Here is an 18,551-nt window from a genome sequence, read left to right as displayed (position 1 = left end):
ATAATCTGAGGATTACTTCTGAAAAATCGAAGCATGAAAAATACTGGAATGAATTTTCGCCACCTCTATTACTTCTGGGTAGTGGCCAAGGAAGGCGGCGTCACGCGTGCCGCCGAGCGCCTGGGACTGGCAATCCAGACCATCAGCACCCAGCTCAGCCAGCTCGAACAATCGATCGGCAAGGCCCTGTTCATGCAGCAGGGCCGCAGCTTGCAGCTGACCGAGGCCGGGCGCCTGGCGCTGGCCTACGCCGACCAGATCTTCCTGCTGGGCGAGCAATTGCAGGAAGCGCTGGGCGAAGCCGATAGCGGACGCACCCGGCTCACGGTCGGCATTTCCGATTCCCTGCCCAAGCTGACCGCCTTCCGCCTGCTGGAGGCGACCCTGCACCTGGCCACCCCGGTGCGCCTGGTGTGCTACGAAGACCAGTTCGAGGCCTTGCTGGCCGACCTGGCCCTGCACAAGCTGGATGTGGTGCTGACCGACCGCGCGGTGCGCTCGGGCACCACCTTGCGCGTATTTAGCCACATGCTGTTCGAGAGCGACACCATCGTGGTCGGCACGCCGGCCCTGGCCGGGGCGTATGCGCAAGGTTTTCCGGGCAGCCTGAACGGCGCACCCTTCCTGCTGCCGACCCGCAACAATGCCTTGCGCGGGCGCATCGACGAATGGTTCGAGCTGCACAATGTGCGGCCCGACGTGGTCGGCGAGTTTGAAGACAACGCCTTGCTCAACACCTTCGGACGGCGCGGCGCCGGCCTGTTTTTCGCGCCGGCGGCGCTGGCCACCGACCTGGCCGACCAGTTCGGCGCGGTGCTGGCCGGCCACGTGCCGCAGGTGCGCGAGCACGTCTATGCCATCTCCAACGAGCGTAAAATCAAGCATCCCGCGGTCGAAGCGATCCTTTCCGCAGTACATCAGGGTGTGTTCAGCACGCCATGAACGGTACAATGTCCATCCCGGCCCCCTGTGGCCAAGCGAAAAACTAACCCAACTCCTTATGCAAAATGCCTTACTGGTCGTGCTCGCCCTGTTCCTGGTCGCGCTCAACGGCTTTTTCGTGGCCGCCGAATTCGGCATCGTCACCCTCCGAAAAACCCGCGTGCGCGCGATCGCCAAGAGCCAGGGCTTGCGGGGACGCCTGCTGGGCAAGGTCCACGGCCAGCTCGACGCCTACCTGTCGGCCTGCCAGCTGGGCATCACGCTCGCCTCGCTGGGCTTGGGCTGGGTCGGCGAACCGGCCTTTGCCAGCCTGCTCGAACCGGTGTTCGGCCTGGTCGGCGTAACGTCCGAAAAGATCATTCACACGGTATCGTTCGTGGTCGCCTTCAGCGTGATTTCCTTCCTGCACATCGTGGTGGGCGAGCTGGCGCCGAAATCGCTGGCGATCCGCAATCCGGAAGTGGTCGGCCTGTGGACCGCGCCGGCGCTGTACATTTTCTACTGGTCGATGTACCCGGCCATTTACCTGCTCAACGGTAGCGCCAACCTGGTGCTGCGCCTGGCGGGCCTGTCCGGTCCGGGCGGGCATGATGCGCATTATTCGACCGATGAGCTCAAGCTGATCCTGCGCACCAGCCAGCCCGGCGAAAAATTCACCCGCGACGAGCGCCACATCCTGGCCCAGTCGCTCGACTTCAGCCAGTTGTCGGTGGCCGACCTGATGCGCCCGATCAATGAAGTCATCGCCCTGCACGCCAGCAAATCGCTGGAAGACAATTTGCAGACCGTGGTGAGGAACCGTTTCAGCCGCTATCCCTACTTCGATGCCAATGGCGAAGACGTGCTCGGCGTGATCCACCTGAAGGATTTGTTTTTCGCGCAGCAGGCGGGCCGTCCGATCAAGGACTTGACCCAGTTCCTGCGCCCGGTCGAAACGATGTCGGCGCGCACGCCGGCGCAGCAAATGTTCAGGCGCTTTCGCGACGGGGCGCCGCACTTTGCGCTGATCGGTGAAAAGGGCAAGCGCCCGGTCGGCTTCATCACGCTCGACAACCTGCTCGGCGCCATGGTCGGTGAAATCCGTGACGAATTCCGCCTCAACGAAAACGATTGGCTGCGCCAGCCGGACGGCACCCTGATCGGCAAGGCCAGTCTGCCGATCTTCTCGCTCGAACGCATTCTCGGCATCGATATCGATAACGAAACGCTGGGACTGGATGAAGTGGAATCGGTGGGTGGTTTGCTGATGGTCAAGCTGGGCGACATTCCCAAGCAGGGCCAGCGGATCGAATTTCCGCACTTCGACATCGTGGTCAAGAAGATGAACGGGCCGCGCATCGTGCTGATCAAGGTGATTCCGCAGATCGAGCGCACGCTCGACACGGACGAACAGGACTGATCAAACGGGGGATGAGGCGCCGCGACCCGTCTACGGGCGGCCGCCTTTGCACCTGGCAGGCATGTCATGGTCCGGGGCGCCGATGCAGCGCCACTGTATTTTCCCATCAAGCAATGAGGGTGACAAGACGATCATCTGTCCATCCCTCCCTCCTTTCGCAGTAATCACGCCTGCGTCGCTGACCTCGAACACTGTGAGCATCCCTGTCAGCCTATCCGCAATCAAGGCCGGATTCGCGAGGTGCTTCGCCATCCCTGCAAACGATTTTTGCTTGACAGCATCGGCTGCAATGGCGCGCTGCACGGGCTCAAGTAGAACAAGTACAACACTGGTTTCCGAGCGCGCAATATAATCCGAATACTGAGGAATGATCACTGCCGCCAGGGCCAGCATCAACAGGGCGCCCAGCAAGCCCTTCAGAAAACATCGCATGATCCCGCGCGGCTCAGGCGTCGTTGACGACCGCCGGCTCGATGCCGGTCCATTCGCGCAGCAGCGAGTAGCCCACCGCCAGCAGGGTCGGGCCGATGAACAGGCCGACAAAACCGAAGGCCAGCACCCCGCCCAATACGCCCAGCAACACCAGCAGGAATGGCAGGCTGCTGCCGCGGCTGATCAGCATCGGCTTGACCACGTTGTCGACCCCGCTGATGAGCACCAGGCCCCACACCACCATGAAGATGGCCCAGCCGGTCTGGCCCTGGTTGAACAGCCAGATCGCCGCCCCGCCCCAGATGATCGGCGGGCCGACCGGCACCAAGGACATGACAAACGTGGCCACGGCCAGCAGCGGCACCCCCGGCACCCCGGCGATCACAAAGCCGATGGCGGCCACCACGGCTTGCGCCAGCGCCGTTCCCAGCAAGCCGTACATGACGCCGCGCACGGTCTGGCTGACGGTGGTGGCGATCCGGTGCGCGCGCTCGCCGATGATGCGGTTCATGGCCACGCCGGTGGCAACGAGCAGGGTGTGGCCGTCGCGGTACAGGAAGAAGCTGACGAAGGCGGCCAGGCTCATCTGAGCGACGCCGGCGCCCAGCACGATGCCGCCGCCCAGCAGGTAGTGGCGCGCCGGCTCCAGCAGGCGCTGGGCCAGTTCCATCATCTGTTCACGGCTCGATACCAGGCTGCCGACATAGGAGTACAGCGTTTCACCCACCACGGGCAACTGGCGCAGCCAGGCCGGCGGCTCGACGTGGCCGGTGGCCACGGCGGCCTTGAGCTGCTCGTAGAAGCGGCCGACATCGTCGGCCAGGTTGTAGGCCACCAGCGCGATCGGCAGGATCACCAGGCAGGTCAGTGTCAGGGTCAGGGTCAGCGCGGCCAGGGTACGGCGTCCGCGCATGCGCGCCAGCACATACAGGTAGATCGGCCAGGACGAGATGACGATGGCGGCGGCGAACAGGATCGCCGCCAGGAAAGGCCGCAGCACATACAGGCAACCGATGGTGAGCAGCGCGATGGCGCCCATGTAAGCGTAATTCCTGCCGCCGCGTGCCTGGTCCATGGTCGTCCCCTGAGGTGGTAGGTGGATCAGTCGAGCAATTGTTTGATGTCGTGCACGATCGGCCCCGCGCCGTTGCCATGACGCACGAACAAGCGGACCTTGCCATTGCGGTCGAACACATAGCTGGCGGCGCTGTGGTCCATCGAATAGCTGCCCGGCGTCTTGCCGTCGACCCTGGCGTAGAACACCTTGAATTCCTTGGCCACCCTGGCGGTGGCGTCAAGGTCGCCATACAGGCCGAGGAAGCGCGGATCGAAGGCCGGCACGTACTGGGCCAGCAGGGCCTGGGTGTCGCGCGCCGGGTCGATGGTGACGAACAGCACCTGCACCTGGTCGGCCTTGGGACCGAGCTCCTTCATCACCGCCGCCATTTCGGCCATGGTGGTCGGGCACACGTCCGGACACTGGGTGAAGCCGAAGAACACCACCACCACCTTGCCCTTGAAGTCGGCCAGGGTGCGTGGCTTGCCGTTGTGGTCGGTCAAGGCGAAGTCGCGCGCGTAAGCGAGACCGGTCAGGTCGGTGTTCTGGAAGGCAAGCGCCTTGGCGGACGGCGCGGAGGCCGGTTTGTCGCACGCGGCCAGCAACACGGCCAGCGCGCACAGGGAGAACAGTTTTTTGATCATAATTTGACGTAGTGGTCGAGCAGCAAGGCGGCAAACAGCAGCGACAGGTAAATGATGGACCAGGTGAACGCCTTGCGCGCCACCTGGTCGGAATAGTGGCGGTACACCTGCCAGCCATGCCACAGGAACACGGCATTGAGCAGCACCGCCGAGGCCAGGTAGATGTGGCCGCTCATGCGCACCGCGTATGGCAGCACGGTGGTGGCCGCCAGTGCGATCGAATACAGCCAGACGTGGAAACCGGTGAAATTCATGCCGTGCGTGACCGGCAGCATCGGCAGGCCCGAGCGCGCGTAATCGTCGCGCCGGTACATGGCCAGCGCCCAGAAGTGCGGCGGAGTCCACACGAAAATGATCAGCACCAGCAGCCAGGCTTGCATCGGCACGTCGTTGGCCACCGCCGCCCAGCCCAGCGCCGGCGGCATCGCGCCCGACAGGCCGCCGATGACGATGTTTTGCGGCGTGGCCGGTTTCAGGATCATGGTGTAGATGACGGCGTAGCCGACAAAGGTCACGAAGGTCAGCCACATGGTCAGCGGATTGACCAAGGTGTACAGCACGGCCATGCCGGCCCCGCCGATGATGGCGGAAAAGATCAGGGTCTGGGTCTTGGTCAGTTCGCCCATGGCGGTGGCGCGGCGCGCGGTGCGCGCCATGCGCGCGTCGATCTCGGCTTCGACCAGGCAGTTGACGGCGAAGGCGGCGCCGGTCAGCAGCCAGATGCCGACCGTGGCCGGCACCAGGATGCGCCAGCTGGGTATGCCATCGGTGGCCAGCAGCATGCCGATCACGGCGCAGAACACGGCCAGCTGGGTGACTCTCGGTTTGGTCAGCGCCCAGTACTGGGCGACGCGGTTGGCGGATTTGTGTGTTGCGGTCTGGGTTGTCATGGGTGGTGGCTTGCTTGCAGTACCGGGCCGGAGGGGTACTTGATCTTGTAGTTTAACATGGTCAGCATCAGCACCAGCAGCGCCGCGCCGGCGTTATGCAGTACCGCGATGGTGAGTGGAAAGTTCAGGTAGACGGTGGCGATACCCGTCACGGCCTGGAGCGCGAGCACGATGGCGATCCCGCGCGCGTGCCTGGCCACGCCCGGATGGGCGCGCGCGCGCCAGGCCGCCAGGCCCAGCACGGCCAGCACGACAAAGGCGAAGTTGCGGTGCACCCAGTGGATCGCGGTCAGGGCGGCGAACGGCAGGTAGTGGCCGGCCGCAGTCTTGCCCAGCGCGCGCCACAGGGTAAAGCCGTGCTCGAAATCCATCTCGGGCACCAGCTTGCCGTTGCACAGCGGGAAATCAGTGCAGGCCAGGGTCGCGTAATTGGTGCTGACCCAGCCGCCCAGGGCGATCTGCACGGCCAGCACCAGGGCCGCGGCCAGCGCCAGGCGGCCCAGCATCGAGGGTGCCGCAGCGGCCGGCGCCGTGAAGCGCCCGTGGGCCAGCGCGGCGGCGCGGTTCTGGCGCGCGCCCAGCCAGACCAGCATGGCCAGCAGGCCCATCCCCAGCAACAGGTGGATGGTGACGATCACCGGTTGCAGCTTGAGCGTCACGGTCCAGGCGCCAAAGGCGCCCTGCACCAGCACGAAGCCGAACAGCACCGTCGGCAAACCGGGCGCAAACTCGGCGCGGCGCGTCTTGCGCCACTGGATCCAGGCGGTCGCCATCAGCGCCACGATCAGCACGCCAATGCCCATCGCCAGGTAGCGGTGGATCATTTCGATCCAGGCCTTGAGCAGCGTCACCGGGCCGCTCGGCATCAGCGTTTCGGCGGCGACGATCTCGGCATGCGCGAGGAAGGGATTGGCCGCGCCATAGCAGCCCGGCCAGTCCGGGCAGCCCAGGCCCGAATCGGTCAGGCGCGTGAAGGCGCCGAACACGATCAGGTCGAAGGTGAGGAACACCGTGATCCAGACCAGCTTGCGGTATTTGTTGGGGTCGGACGACATCCAGACCATCGCCAGCGGCAGGCAGGCCGCCAGCAAGCCCGTCACGCCGAGTTGCACCATGGACGCGAGCTGCATCGCTTAACCGATCGCGGAAGCTTTGAGCAGCTTGTACATGTCCTTCTTCACCTTGGCCGGATCAGGCTGCTTTGGGAAACGCATCATCAGGTGGCCCATCGGGTCGATCAGATACATGTGCTCGTCCACCTTGCCGCCCGCCTCGACCGGCAGCCAGGACGTCACAGCAGCGGCCGGCACGCGCAGCATGCGGGTGCCGTCGACCACGCGCATGAGCATGGTGTCGATCGGGGTGGCGTCCGTCACCAGCCAGACGCGCTCGATGCGCTCCATTTCCTTGCCCTGCATCAGGCGCAGCTGGCGCATCGCGACCAGCTGGTCGCGGCAGGCTTGCGGGCATTCGCCGGGACCCACCTGCAGCATGATCCATTTACCCTTGTAGGCGTCGAGCGCGATCGGCTTGCCGTCGAGCGTGGTGATGCCCATTGCCGGCGGGATCGGGTACTTCTGCGGCGCGATCAGGGTCCCGTAGTTGGTGCGCCCGGTCGGCTTGATGACGTAATAGGTCAGGTAGGAGAACAGCATCGGCGCCGCGCACACGAAGACCACGGCCAGCAGTTTCCAGCGGCCGCTCCATTGACTTGCTTTAGTCGTTTTGTTTTGTTCCACGTTGAAATCCTGTAATCACGAAAAAGAGCAGCGCCATGACCGCCAGCGCATACCATTGAAATGCATAACCCTGGTGTTTTTCCACGTTCAGGGAGGGGGCCGGCCAGTTGCGCACCAGCTTGTCGCCGGCCGGCGCAGGGCCGCTTTGCTCGATAAAAAAGGGCTGCAGCGCCAGCTTGCTCGCTTGCGCAAACTCGGCCGGCGTCAGGTTTTGCAGGATGGCCTTGGGCGCAACCGGGGCGGCCGTTCCGAGCTGCATCACCTTGCCCATGCTTGGGCGCGCCAAACCCGTGACGGTCACCGTGCCGGCCGGCGTATCGAACTCCGGCAAGCGGTCGTACTGGCCGGTGTAGCGCGGCAGCCAGCCGCGCGCCACCAGCACGTGCATATCGCTGCCCTCGATACGCAGCGGCATCAGCAAGTAAAAGCCGGCCTTGCCTTCTTGCGGACGGTTGTTCAAGAACAGCGGCCAGTCGCGCACAAACGTGCCGCTCACCGATACCGGGCGCAACTCGACCTGCGCGGGCGTGCGCGGGGTCGCGCCGAGCACCAGCGGGGCGGCGCCAGCGCGCGCCGTGATGGTCTGCTGCAGGCCGATTTTCTCGGCGGCGCGGCCATCCTGCCAGCGCCCCAGGGCGATGCCGAGCGCCACCAGCAGCACCGTGGCCACGAAGGGGATCGCCCGAAACCGGAAGCGGATACGCATTACAATGGTGCCTTACTCAAAAAATTCGAGCTCATTATGAAAATCCTCGTCGCTACTGCCTTCATGCTCATCATCGGAAGCCTGGGCTCGGCCCTGTTCTTCCTGATGCGCGACAAGGGCAAGAGCAACCGCACGGTGCACGCGCTGGCGATGCGCGTGGGCCTGTCGATCACCCTGTTCCTGGTGCTGCTGGGCAGCTACAAGATGGGCTGGATCGCGCCGACCGGCATTCGCTGACGCTGAGCGACCCTCAGGCCGTCAAGGTTATTCCCAACCGCAAAAAACCGGGGACAGGCCACCGCTTGGTGGACTGTCCCCGGTTTTTCTTGTTCTACACCTGCCGGAGGGCGTACCCCCCGCTGCATGCCGCCATTTACAGCCAGTAGACCACGATGTACAGGCCAAGCCAGACCACGTCGACAAAGTGCCAGTACCAGGCCGCGCCTTCGAAGCCGAAGTGGTTCTCGGCGGTGAAGTGGCCCTTCATGACGCGGTACAGGATCACCGACAGCATGATCGCGCCGAGCGTCACGTGGAAGCCGTGGAAGCCCGTCAGCAGGTAAAAGATCGAACCGTAGATGCCCGAGGTCAGTTTCAGGTTCAGTTCGCTGTAAGCGTGCATGTACTCATACGCCTGGAAGCCCATGAAGGTCGCGCCCAGCAAGATCGTGGCGGCCAGCCAGAACGCGGTCTTGGCACGGTGGCCGGCGCGCAGGGCGTGGTGCGAAATGGTCAGCGTCACGCCCGACAGCAGCAGCAGAGCGGTATTGATGGTCGGGATCGGGAACGGACCCATGGTGGTGAAGCTGTCGACGGTGCCGGCCGGGCTGGCGCCGCCCCACTGGGCCGCGAAATCAGGCCAGATGATCTTGTGATCGAGGTCGCCCAGCCACGGGGTGGTGATGGTGCGCGCGTAGAACAGGGCACCGAAGAAGGCGCCGAAGAACATCACTTCGGAAAAGATGAACCAGCTCATCGACCAGCGGAACGACAGGTCGATGTTCTTGCCGTACTGGCCCGCCTCGGATTCGCCGATGGCGTCGCCGAACCAGAAGTACATGACCAGCAGGGTCGACAGGATACCGGCGATATTGACTGCCGGGCCCCAGGACAGGTCATTGACCCAGGCCGAAGCGCCCAGCATCGTAACGAGCAGCGACAAGCCGGCGGCCATCGGCCATTTGGACGGGCCTGGCACAAAATAATGCGGTACGGCGGCGTGTGGTGAACTCATCTTCATCTCCTAAATCAAACTGTATGCGGTGAATTTATTGCTAATTTGTAAAACCTGATCGGGCATCCGGCACCCTGGCCACCCTGCCGTCAATGACCCGACACGGCAAACTTCACCAGGGCGATCAGTACGCCAATGAACAACATCACCCCAATCAATCCGGCAATCACCACGTGCACCGGATTCAGGCTGGCCGAATCTTTTTCGTAATCGCTGCGTTTGCGGATGCCCAGGAACGACCAGAACACCGCTTTCATCGTGGCGCCGAACGCGATCTTGCGCTCGTTCTTTATATTGCGTTCGTCGCCTTTATTCAAATCCGTCATCGCGGCCCCTACTTCGCTGCCACTGCCTGGGTACCGGCAATCTCGAAAAACGTGTACGACAGCGTCATCGTCTTCACGTCGCGCGGCAGGGCCGGATCGATGTAGAACACCACCGGCATCTGCCTCGCTTCATGTGCCTTCAAGGTCTGCTGCTTGAAGCAGAAGCACTCGACCTTCTTAAAATGCGACATCACCAGCTGCGGCGCGAAGCTGGGAATCGCTTGCGCCTGCACGGTCCGGTTCTGCGTATTGACCACCTCGTACACCACGGTGGTCAGTTCGCCCGGATGGACATCGATCGAACGCGTGGTCGGGCGGAAGCGCCACGGACCCTGCGCATTGCCGTCGAACTCGATCGTGATCGTGCGCGACTTGTCGATCTGGGTATTCTTGTCGTACATCACCGTGCCATCGGCCTGGGTCAGTACGTTGATCCCCAGCATTTCGCACAGGTGCTTGTACACGGGAATCAAGGCATAGCCGAAACCGAACATGATCACGGTCACGACCAGCAGCTTGCCGAGCATCGTGCGATTGAGCTTGAGCTTTCCGGATTCTTCAGTAGCCACGTCAACTCACAGCCAAATACGTTTGATGAACACCATCGCGAAGAAAAATAAGGCCAGCGCGCCCAGGATCAGGCCCGTTCGTGCATTGTTCGGCTTTTTTGGATCAGACATGGCGTTTCACTTACAAGTTCAGTAGCGCGGGCAAGCCAAGGCTGCCCGCGCTACTGTATTACTGATTACTTAACCGTCGGCGGTGTTTCAAAGGTGTGGAACGGCGCCGGGCTCGGCACGGTCCACTCCAGGCCTTCAGCGCCATCCCATGGCTTGTCGGCCGCCTTGGCGCCGCCACGGATGGTCGGCAGGATCACGCAGAACAGGAAGTACACCTGCGACAGGCCGAAACCGAACGCGCCGATGGTGGCGATCGTGTTGAAGTCGGTGAACTGCGCCGGGTAATCCGCGTAGCGGCGTGGCATCCCCGCCAGACCCAGGAAGTGCATCGGGAAGAAGGTGATGTTAAACGTGATCAGCGACAGCCAGAAGTGCATCTTGCCGCGGAATTCGCTGTACATGTGGCCAGTCCACTTTGGCGACCAGTAGTAGAAACCGGCGAACAGGGCGAACAGGGAACCTGCCACCAGCACGTAGTGGAAGTGGGCCACGACGTAGTAGGTATCCTGCAGCTGGATGTCGATCGGGGTCACGGCCAGGATCAGGCCGGTGAAACCACCCATGGTGAACACGAAGATGAAGCCGACCGAGAACAGCATCGGGGTTTCAAACGTCATCGAACCCTTCCACATCGTGGCGATCCAGTTGAACACTTTCACGCCGGTCGGTACCGCGATCAGCATGGTGGCGTACATGAAGAACAGCTGGCTGGTCACTGGCATGCCGGTGGTGAACATGTGGTGCGCCCAGACGATGAACGACAGGATCGCGATCGAGGCCGTTGCGTAGACCATCGAGGCGTAGCCGAACAGTGGCTTGCGGGCAAACGCCGGCAGGATCTGCGAGACGATACCGAAGGCCGGCAAAATCATGATGTACACCTCGGGGTGTCCGAAGAACCAGAAGATGTGCTGGTACATGACCGGGTCGCCGCCGCCGGCCGCGTTAAAGAACGAGGTGCCGAAGTGACGGTCGGTCAGGGTCATGGTGATCGCGCCAGCCAACACAGGCATCACGGCGATCAGCAGGTAGGCGGTAATCAGCCAGGTCCAGCAGAACATCGGCATTTTCATCAGGGTCATGCCGGGAGCGCGCATGTTCAGGATGGTGACGATGATGTTGATCGAACCCATGATCGACGAGGCGCCCATCAGGTGCATCGCGAAAATCGCCATGTCCATGCCGGGTCCCATCTGGGTCGACAGCGGAGCGTACAGGGTCCAGCCGGCAGCGGTCGCGCCGCCAGGCACCAGGAACGAGGTCGCCAGCAGGATCGCCGCAGGCGGCAGCAGCCAGAACGAGAAGTTGTTCATCCGTGCGAACGCCATGTCGGAGGCGCCCACTTGCAGCGGGATCATCCAGTTGGCGAAACCGACGAAGGCCGGCATGATCGCGCCGAACACCATCACCAGGCCGTGCATCGTGGTCAGCTGGTTGAAGAACTCGGGCTGGAAGAATTGCAGGCCCGGCTTGAACAGTTCGGTACGGATCATCAGCGCCAGCACGCCGCCGGACAGCAGCATGATGAGCGAGAACCACAGGTACAGGGTACCGATATCCTTGTGATTGGTGGCGAACAGCCAGCGGGTCATCCCCGTCGGGTGATCGTGGCTATGATCGTGGTCATGGCCGTGTGCGTGATCTAGTGTGCTTGTGCTCATAACTTACTCCCGATTACTTGTTACGTGCAGCCAGGACTTCGGCTGGTTGAACGATATTTTCCGTTGCCTTGTTCGACCAGTTGTTGCGGGTGTAAGTAATCACCGCAGCAATATCAGAATCCGACAATTGTTTCCAGGCTGGCATTTCGGTCGGGAACTTGCCCGACTTCTGGCCGTTCAGCAGCACCTTGATCTGCTCCGCTTTCGGGCCCATGACCAACGGCGACGCGTCCAGGGCGGCGAAGTTGTTCGGCAAGCCCTTGCCGTTGGCCTGGTGGCAGACCGCGCAGTTGGCGGCGTAGACTTTTTCGCCTTTGATTTTCAGCTCATCGATGGTCCACACTTTGGATGGATCGTCGGCCAGGGCAGCCATTTTCTTTTTCTCGCCATCGACCCACTTGGTGTAGTCGGCGTCGGAGACGACATTGACCACGATCGGCATGAAGGCGTGTTCTTTACCGCACAGCTCAGCGCACTGGCCGCGGTAGGTACCGATCTGCTCGGCCTTGAACCAGGTGTCGCGCACGAAACCGGGAATCGCATCCTGCTTGACGCCGAAGGCCGGGATCATCCAGGCGTGGATGACGTCGTTGGCGGTCAGGACGATGCGGATCTTCTTGTTGACCGGCACGTAGATTTCATTGTCGACTTCCATCAGGTAGTTGACGCCGCGCGCTTCGGTCGGCTCCACGCCGGGCGAACCGACTTGCGAACGCGGGGTTTTCAGGTTCGACAGGAAGGAAATGCCTTCGCCCTCGCCCTTCAGGTAATCGTAGCCCCATTTCCACTGCATGCCGGTGGCCTTGATGGTGATGTCGGCGTTGGACGTATCTTTCATCGCCACCACGGTCTTGGTCGCAGGCAGCGCCATCACGATGACGATCAGGAAAGGCACGACAGTCCATGCGATCTCGACAGCGGTCGATTCGTGGAAGGTGGCTGGCTTGTGGCCCAGCGAACGGCGGTGTTTGAAGACCGAATAGAACATCACGCCGAACACCGCGACGAAGATCACCATGCAGACGATCATCATCCAGGTGTGCAGGTCGTTGATTTCCGTTGCAATCTTCGTCACTGGCATTTGCAGGTTCAACTGGTATTCAACCGGACGTCCCTCCACCGGTGCAGCCAGCGCAGGGATGCTGGCCGAAATTGCCAGACCGAACATCAAGGCCTGAAGTCGCTTTGCATATGTCATGTTTTCCCCAACCACCCAAAAATAAAAATATTTTTTCTACGCCGAAGCATCCTGATCGGATCCCGGCGCTCCGAAACCATCGCACAAAAAGGGCCCATACCGTCCCGGCGCGCTCACGGCACGGCGGACCCGACTGGAACCCTGACATCGGCCATAGGTGAACAAAGCACACTGATGAACGCTGACTTGCTATCGCTTTCGACTGCCGCACCGTTGAACATTCCTTGGTGTTTCCAAGAAAAATCAACACAGTCGATAAAATTAGTCCTTGATTATACTCAAGTATGCCCAACGTCATCAAGGGAAAATCCTCCCGTAACGGGTCAGCTCCCCCTTGTTTGCCCCGCTTTCACGGCCGTTTTGTACCATGAGGGGTACAACCGGGCGGCCCGGCGCGGCCCGCCCGTGGCGAAAAGCGCGCGCGCCCTCAGCGCCCCCTGCGCGGCTCGAAGCGGATGATCGCCTCGCCGGCGGCGGTCACGCGCGGCGCCGGACGGAAGGCGTGGCCGTAGATCACTTCGAAGCTCAGGCCGAGCTTGCCGTCGGGCCGGCGCTGCCGCTCCAGCGCCGCCAGCACCCGCCCCCAGGCCGCGCGCCCGAGCAGGCCGCGCGCGCGCGTGGCCAGCGGATTGCCGCCCAGCGCGCGCGCGTCGGCCAGCAGGGCCGCGGCCGTGTCGTAGGTGACCGTGATCATTTCCATATCCATCACCGGAGTGGAAAAGCCGGCCCCCACCAGCTGGTCGCCGAAGTCGTGCATGTCGACGAAAGGCAGCACGTGCGGCGCCGCGTCGGCCTCGGCAAAGGCCGTGCGCAGCTCGCGCAAGGTATCCGGACCGAAATTGGAAAACATCAGCAAGCCATCCTGGCGCAGCACCCGGCGCCATTCCGCGAACACGCGGTCGGGCTGGGGATGCCAGTGCAAGGCCAGGTTGGACCACACCAGGTCGACCGAGTTCGGCCCGAACGGCAAACTGCCGAAATCGCCGCACAGCAGGTCGACCCCGGCCTTGCCCGGCAACAGGCGGCTGAGCATCTGGTTCAGCGCTTTGAGGGCCGAGGCTGGCGTCTTGGCCGCCTCGATCATGGCGGGGGCCGCATCGAGGCCGACGATGTGGGCGGCGGGATAATCTTTTTGCAACAACGCCAGGTCGGCGCCGCTGCCGCAGCCGGCGTCGAGCACGCGTTTGGGCGCCACCTTGACCAGCATCAGGCGCTCATGCATGCGGGCGGCGATCTCGCGCCGCAGGAAATCGGACTGTTCCACGCGTTGCGGACGCGAGAACAAGGTACGCACGCGCGCCAGGTCGATCGGCGCGCTCAGGGTATCGGGGGTAGCCATGGGCGAGTGAAATAAGCGGTGAGATGAGATAATGCGGGCAGTGTACCCGTTTGCCGTCTTCCCGTTTGCCGCATTCCCATTTAAAAAGGGCAGTCCGATGAGCGCATGGCCGCGATGCGAAGCGATGGCAGGCAGGCTGCGCGCGCTGCTGCCCTGCGCCTGCGCCCTGTGCGGCGGCGCGGCCGACGCCCCCGTGTGCACGCCCTGCGCGCGCCAGTTCGTGGACGCCGGCACGGCGCGCTGCCGCCGCTGCGCCAATCCGCTCGGCCCCGCCGACGCCGCCCTGGCCTGCGGCGCCTGCCTGGCCGGGGCGCCCGCCTACGACGCCACCGTGGCCGCCGGCGGCTACGCCAGTCCGCTCGACCAGCTGGTACTGCGGCTCAAGTTCGGCGGCGCCCTCGCGCTGGCGCCCTGGTGCGCGCACACGCTGCATGCGGCGGTGCTGGCCGCACCCGGCTTCGCGCTGCCCGAACTGCTGTGTCCGGTGCCGCTGGGACCGGCGCGGCTTAGCGAGCGCGGCTACAACCAGGCGCTCGAAATTGCCCGGCCGCTGTCGGCACTGCTGGGCATCGCCCTGCAAGCACGGCTGACGCTGCGCCGGCTCGACACGCCGGCGCAATCGGGCGTGACGGCGCAAGAGCGCAAGAACAATATGCGCCATGCATTCCTGGTGGCGCCCGACATGCTGGCCCAGGTGCGCGGACGCCACATCGGCGTGGTCGACGATGTCATGACCAGCGGCCATACATTGAATGCGCTGGCGGCCACGCTCAAGCGCTTCGGCGCCGCGCGCGTGAGCAACCTGGTGTTTGCGCGCACGGCGCCGCACTGACTTTACAAAAGGAGAATGACTTGTTCCACGTCGTACTGGTAGAACCCGAAATCCCGCCGAACACCGGCAACATCATCCGCCTGTGCGCCAACACCGGCGCGCAACTGCACCTGATCGAACCGCTCGGCTTCCCGCTGGACGATGCCAAGATGAAGCGCGCCGGACTCGACTACCACGATTACGCCACCATGCAGGTCCACAAGAACTGGCAAGCTTACCTGGACGCCTGCCGGCCCGACCCGGCGCGCATGTTCGCGCTGACCACGCACGGCTCCGCGCCGTTCGCCGATGCCAAATTCCTGCCCGGCGACGTGTTCGTGTTCGGCGCCGAAACGCGCGGCCTGGCGCCCGCGCTGCGCGAATCTTTTCCCGAGGCACAACGCATCCGCCTGCCGATGCGCCCGGACAACCGCAGCCTGAACCTGTCGAACACGGTGGCCGTGGTGGTCTTTGAAGCATGGCGCCAGAACGGCTACGCCGGCGGCGCCTGAGGCGCGCGCGCACGATAGCACCTGTCCGGCAAGGATTTCCGCAAAGCCTTACTATCATGACATCAGCGTCCCTCTGTCCGCCCCCTCATGATCAAGCTCCAGCTCGTGCTGCGCAATCCCTCCCGCGATCGCATCGACGACCCCGCCCTGTGCGCCCTGCTTGAGGCGCACGGCCTGCGCGTGACCGCGTGCGGCATGGCCACCATCTCGGCGGAAACCTCCGTGGCCGAGGCGGAAAATTTATTCGGACCAATTCCAAATGTAAGAGCCGGGTTCGCTTCCGATGTAAGATCCACCCCGGCACTCGCCATTCCGGCGGATCTGCAACATGCCGTCAGCCTGATTACCATCGCTCCGCGCCACGCGGCGCCGGGCCAACCTATCTAGGGGGAATCCATGCAGCCATTCAAACCCAGCCCGCCAAGCCCTGCCCTCAACGAATCTGCGCCGCCCGACGCCCAGTTGCGCATCGCCGTCACCTTCAAGGGCCGCGCCAGCGCCGGTCCGACCAAGCTGGCCGCGCGCCTGTCCTCGCGCAGCATCCTCAGCTTCGAGCCCGCCCCCGGCGAAATGGAAACGGCCATCGAAGCGCTGCGCCAGCGCGGCTTCACCGTTTCCGGACGCGGCCGCATGACGGTCTCGGTGCGCGGCAGCGTGGCCCAGTTCGAGGAAGTGTTCGGCACGCACCTGACCCCGTTCAACCTGAGCAAGAAACAGAGCTATTCGAGCGACCAGGTGTTTTACCCGGCCGAGGGCGCGCCATGGAATCCCGATCCCGCCCTGTCCGCGCTGATCGACGACGCGTATATCCAGTGGCCCCACATCTACCTGGCCGACCCGGGCGCCAGCGCGCGCCCGCCGGCGGTCGGCTATTACCACCTCGACGTCCTCAAGGATGTGCCCGCCAAGCTCAACGCGGCCCATATCCACAAGGAACGCCACCACGGCGAAGGCATCCGCGTGGCCATGATCGATACCGGCTTCGACCATTCGCATCCCTTCTTCACACGCAATGGCTTCACGTCCTCGGTGGTGCTGGCGCCCTCGGCCACCAACCGCCGCACCGATCCGGGCAGCCACGGCACGGGCGAATCGGCCAATGTGTTCGCGGTGGCGCCGAAAGTGACTTTCATCGGCGTCAAGCTGGGCGACGATGACGATCCGAACGGCGGCGCCAGCATTCTCGAAGGCTTCCAGGAAGCGCTCAAGCACAAGCCGCACGTGATCACGGTGAGCATGTGCTACGACTTGCGCGACAACGATGGCGTGTCCGAACTAAAAGAATTGCCGAACGGCCTGAAAGCGCTGGAAGCGGAAATCCAGGCGGCGATTGCCAGCGGCATCGTGGTGGTATTTTCCGCCGGCAACGGGCACTACGCCTTCCCGGCCTCGATGCCGGAAGTGCTGTGCGTGGGCGGCACCTTCGTGGCCGAAGATGGCGCGATGAAAGCGTCCGATTACGCGTCGGCCTTTACCAGCGCCATTTATTCAGGCCGCCACGTGCCCGATGTGTGCGGCCTGGTCGGCATGCTGCCGAATGCCGATTACATCATGCTGCCGGTCCCGCCCGGCGCCGAGATCGATACCGGCAACGCCGAGCATGACGGCACCACCGCCGGCGACGGCTGGGCCGTGTTCAGCGGCACCTCGGCCTCGGCCCCGCAAATCGCGGCCGTGTGCGCCCTGCTGCTGCAGAAAAACCCCAAGCTCACGCCGGCCGAGATCAAGGCCTTGCTGGTGCGCACCGCGATCGATGTGCGCGAAGGTTCGGCCAGCCCGGCCAGCGATCCGGAAGGCTTGGGCATCAAGGCCGGACCGGGCATCGATGGCGCCACCGGGGCTGGCCTGGTCGACGCCTTCGCCGCATGGCAGCAGGCGTAGCGATGGAGGCGGCACGCGAAGTCCGGGTCGGACTGATTGGTTACGGCTTTTCCGGCGCCACCTTCCAGGCGCCGCTGATTGCATCGGTGCCGGGCTTGCGCCTGACCCGCGTTTGCTCCAGCCAGGGCGAGCGCGTATTGCGCGACTTTCCGGATGTGCAGGTGGTGGCCGACCCGGGCGCCCTGATCGATTCAAGCGAGGTGGACCTGGTGGTGGTGGCCACCGCCAACGCCAGCCACGCGCCGCTGGCCAGGCAGGCGCTGCTGGCCGGCAAGCACGTGGTGGTGGAAAAACCGTTCACCATCACCCTCGACGAGGGCGCCGAACTGATCGCGCTGGCTGAACAGCGGCAGCTGCACCTGAGCGTGTTCCACAACCGGCGCTGGGACAGCGATTTTTTGACCCTGCGCCAGACCATCGAAGCGGGACTGCTCGGGCCCATTCATCTGTACGAAGCGCATTTCGACCGCTACCGCCCCAACGTGCGCGGGCGCTGGCGCGAACAGGATTTGCCCGGTTCCGGCATCTTGTACGACCTGGGCGCGCACCTGATCGACCAGGCGCTGGTCTTGTTCGGCAATCCGGATTGTGTCAACTGCGACATGGGGGTGCAGCGCGACGCTGGCGGCGACGCCGCCGACGACTATTTTCACCTGACCATGCGCTACGGCGCGCGCCGCGTGATCCTGCACGCGTCCTCGCTGGTGCTGCAGGCCGGGCCGCGCTTCACCGTGCATGGCGATACCGGCAGTTTCATCAAGCATGGGATGGACCCGCAGGAAGCGGCGCTGATGCGCGGCGAGCGTCCCGGGGCGCCCGGCTGGGGCGTGGAAGCGGAGTCGCTGCACGCGCACATCAGTTTCGTGAAAGGCGCGCTGAGCGTGACCGGCAAGGCGCAAGCGCTGCCCGGCTGCTACCAGGAATACTACCAGCGTGTGTTCGACGCCATCGCCCATGGCAAAAGCTTGCCGGTGACCGCGCGCGAAGGCCTGGCGGTGATCAAGATCATCCGCATGGCCATGCAAAGCCACGCGCAGCAGAGGAGCGTGACGTTCGAGTAGCCCCCGTCGTCCCCGCGCAGGCGGGGACGACGATATGCA

General features: G+C 63.7%; 22 protein-coding genes. 8 read left to right on the top strand and 14 right to left on the bottom strand.

Translation table 11 applies throughout. From position 1 onward, the window contains the following. Positions 1-33 precede the first annotated feature (33 nt). Both PO883_RS04345 and PO883_RS04340 read left to right on the top strand, forming a co-directional pair. Complete coding sequence (locus PO883_RS04345; protein WP_289308636.1) at positions 34-942, top strand: LysR family transcriptional regulator; 909 nt, start codon at positions 34-36, stop codon at positions 940-942. Between the two features lie 58 nt (positions 943-1,000). Next, positions 1,001-2,341, top strand: coding sequence for a hemolysin family protein (locus PO883_RS04340; RefSeq protein ID WP_289308635.1), 1,341 nt, complete (start codon positions 1,001-1,003; stop codon positions 2,339-2,341). Between the two features lie 30 nt (positions 2,342-2,371). On the opposite strand, the gene PO883_RS04335 is transcribed toward PO883_RS04340, so the two are convergent. Genes PO883_RS04335 through PO883_RS04305 form a run of 7 tightly spaced genes read right to left on the bottom strand, consistent with a single transcriptional unit; the run spans position 2,372 to position 7,809 of the window. After that, positions 2,372-2,752, bottom strand: coding sequence for a pilin (locus PO883_RS04335; RefSeq protein WP_289308634.1), 381 nt, complete (start codon positions 2,750-2,752; stop codon positions 2,372-2,374). A gap of 34 nt (positions 2,753-2,786) precedes the next feature. Beyond that, the gene (locus PO883_RS04330; RefSeq protein WP_289308633.1) at positions 2,787-3,848 is read right to left on the bottom strand and encodes an AI-2E family transporter; all 1,062 of its coding nucleotides are present in this window, start codon (positions 3,846-3,848) and stop codon (positions 2,787-2,789) included. A 26-nt stretch (positions 3,849-3,874) separates the two neighbouring features. After that, positions 3,875-4,471 carry an SCO family protein gene (locus PO883_RS04325; protein WP_289308755.1) on the bottom strand — a complete coding sequence of 199 codons (597 nt, stop codon included), beginning with the start codon at positions 4,469-4,471 and terminating at the stop codon, positions 3,875-3,877. Continuing rightward, positions 4,471-5,364 (bottom strand): heme o synthase, encoded by an 894-nt coding sequence (gene cyoE / locus PO883_RS04320; protein ID WP_289308632.1) that lies wholly within the window; start codon positions 5,362-5,364, stop codon positions 4,471-4,473. Before cyoE ends, PO883_RS04325 begins: the two co-directional genes overlap by 1 nt. Then, positions 5,361-6,494, bottom strand: coding sequence for a heme A synthase (locus tag PO883_RS04315; RefSeq protein WP_289308631.1), 1,134 nt, complete (start codon positions 6,492-6,494; stop codon positions 5,361-5,363). Before PO883_RS04315 ends, cyoE begins: the two co-directional genes overlap by 4 nt. A 3-nt stretch (positions 6,495-6,497) precedes the next feature. Then, on the bottom strand, positions 6,498-7,103 hold the full coding sequence (locus PO883_RS04310; protein ID WP_373890030.1) for an SCO family protein: 606 nt from the start codon (positions 7,101-7,103) through the stop codon (positions 6,498-6,500). Next, positions 7,081-7,809, bottom strand: coding sequence for an SURF1 family protein (locus tag PO883_RS04305; protein ID WP_289308630.1), 729 nt, complete (start codon positions 7,807-7,809; stop codon positions 7,081-7,083). Before PO883_RS04305 ends, PO883_RS04310 begins: the two co-directional genes overlap by 23 nt. Positions 7,810-7,845: 36 nt before the next feature. Here PO883_RS04305 and PO883_RS04300 point away from each other — a divergent pair, with 36 nt between their 5' ends. Further along, complete coding sequence (locus PO883_RS04300) at positions 7,846-8,046, top strand: twin transmembrane helix small protein (RefSeq protein WP_289308629.1); 201 nt, start codon at positions 7,846-7,848, stop codon at positions 8,044-8,046. Between the two features lie 136 nt (positions 8,047-8,182). On the opposite strand, the gene PO883_RS04295 is transcribed toward PO883_RS04300, so the two are convergent. The 7 genes from PO883_RS04295 to PO883_RS04265 form a co-directional block, all read right to left on the bottom strand. Next, positions 8,183-9,043 carry a cytochrome c oxidase subunit 3 gene (locus PO883_RS04295; protein ID WP_289308628.1) on the bottom strand — a complete coding sequence of 287 codons (861 nt, stop codon included), beginning with the start codon at positions 9,041-9,043 and terminating at the stop codon, positions 8,183-8,185. 89 nt (positions 9,044-9,132) lie between these two features. After that, a complete protein-coding gene (locus tag PO883_RS04290; RefSeq protein ID WP_289308627.1) occupies positions 9,133-9,369 on the bottom strand; it encodes a DUF2970 domain-containing protein in 237 nt (78 codons plus the stop codon). Positions 9,370-9,377: 8 nt separating this feature from the next. Next, positions 9,378-9,938 (bottom strand): cytochrome c oxidase assembly protein, encoded by a 561-nt coding sequence (locus PO883_RS04285; RefSeq protein WP_289308626.1) that lies wholly within the window; start codon positions 9,936-9,938, stop codon positions 9,378-9,380. 6 nt (positions 9,939-9,944) lie between these two features. Continuing rightward, the gene (locus PO883_RS04280; protein WP_223165053.1) at positions 9,945-10,049 is read right to left on the bottom strand and encodes a cytochrome oxidase small assembly protein; all 105 of its coding nucleotides are present in this window, start codon (positions 10,047-10,049) and stop codon (positions 9,945-9,947) included. A 65-nt stretch (positions 10,050-10,114) separates the two neighbouring features. Beyond that, the gene (gene ctaD, locus PO883_RS04275; RefSeq protein WP_099874403.1) at positions 10,115-11,710 is read right to left on the bottom strand and encodes a cytochrome c oxidase subunit I; all 1,596 of its coding nucleotides are present in this window, start codon (positions 11,708-11,710) and stop codon (positions 10,115-10,117) included. A gap of 13 nt (positions 11,711-11,723) precedes the next feature. Continuing rightward, positions 11,724-12,878, bottom strand: a complete 1,155-nt coding sequence (coxB, locus tag PO883_RS04270; protein WP_289308625.1) for a cytochrome c oxidase subunit II — start codon at positions 12,876-12,878, stop codon at positions 11,724-11,726. Positions 12,879-13,335: 457 nt separating this feature from the next. Beyond that, positions 13,336-14,247 (bottom strand): methyltransferase domain-containing protein, encoded by a 912-nt coding sequence (locus tag PO883_RS04265; protein ID WP_289308624.1) that lies wholly within the window; start codon positions 14,245-14,247, stop codon positions 13,336-13,338. Positions 14,248-14,344: 97 nt separating this feature from the next. On the opposite strand from PO883_RS04265, the gene PO883_RS04260 reads away from it, so the two are divergent. The 5 genes from PO883_RS04260 to PO883_RS04240 all read left to right on the top strand — a co-directional run bounded on the left by PO883_RS04260 (position 14,345) and on the right by PO883_RS04240 (position 18,512). Further along, positions 14,345-15,079 carry a ComF family protein gene (locus tag PO883_RS04260; RefSeq protein WP_289308623.1) on the top strand — a complete coding sequence of 245 codons (735 nt, stop codon included), beginning with the start codon at positions 14,345-14,347 and terminating at the stop codon, positions 15,077-15,079. A 20-nt stretch (positions 15,080-15,099) separates the two neighbouring features. After that, positions 15,100-15,570 (top strand): tRNA (uridine(34)/cytosine(34)/5-carboxymethylaminomethyluridine(34)-2'-O)-methyltransferase TrmL, encoded by a 471-nt coding sequence (gene trmL / locus PO883_RS04255; protein WP_289308622.1) that lies wholly within the window; start codon positions 15,100-15,102, stop codon positions 15,568-15,570. Between the two features lie 87 nt (positions 15,571-15,657). Next, a complete protein-coding gene (locus PO883_RS04250; protein WP_289308621.1) occupies positions 15,658-15,957 on the top strand; it encodes a hypothetical protein in 300 nt (99 codons plus the stop codon). 9 nt (positions 15,958-15,966) lie between these two features. Next, complete coding sequence (locus tag PO883_RS04245) at positions 15,967-17,451, top strand: S8 family serine peptidase (protein ID WP_289308620.1); 1,485 nt, start codon at positions 15,967-15,969, stop codon at positions 17,449-17,451. Continuing rightward, a complete protein-coding gene (locus PO883_RS04240) occupies positions 17,436-18,512 on the top strand; it encodes an oxidoreductase (RefSeq protein ID WP_289308619.1) in 1,077 nt (358 codons plus the stop codon). The genes PO883_RS04245 and PO883_RS04240 overlap by 16 nt, the downstream gene beginning before the upstream one ends. The last annotated feature ends 39 nt before the right edge of the window (positions 18,513-18,551 follow it).

The organism is Massilia sp. DJPM01 (genome assembly GCF_030348125.1).
Lineage (GTDB): Bacteria > Pseudomonadota > Gammaproteobacteria > Burkholderiales > Burkholderiaceae_D > Telluria_A > Telluria_A frigida.
The sequence above is the reverse complement of the archived record's forward strand: the minus strand, read 5'-3'. Positions and strand labels throughout refer to the sequence as shown.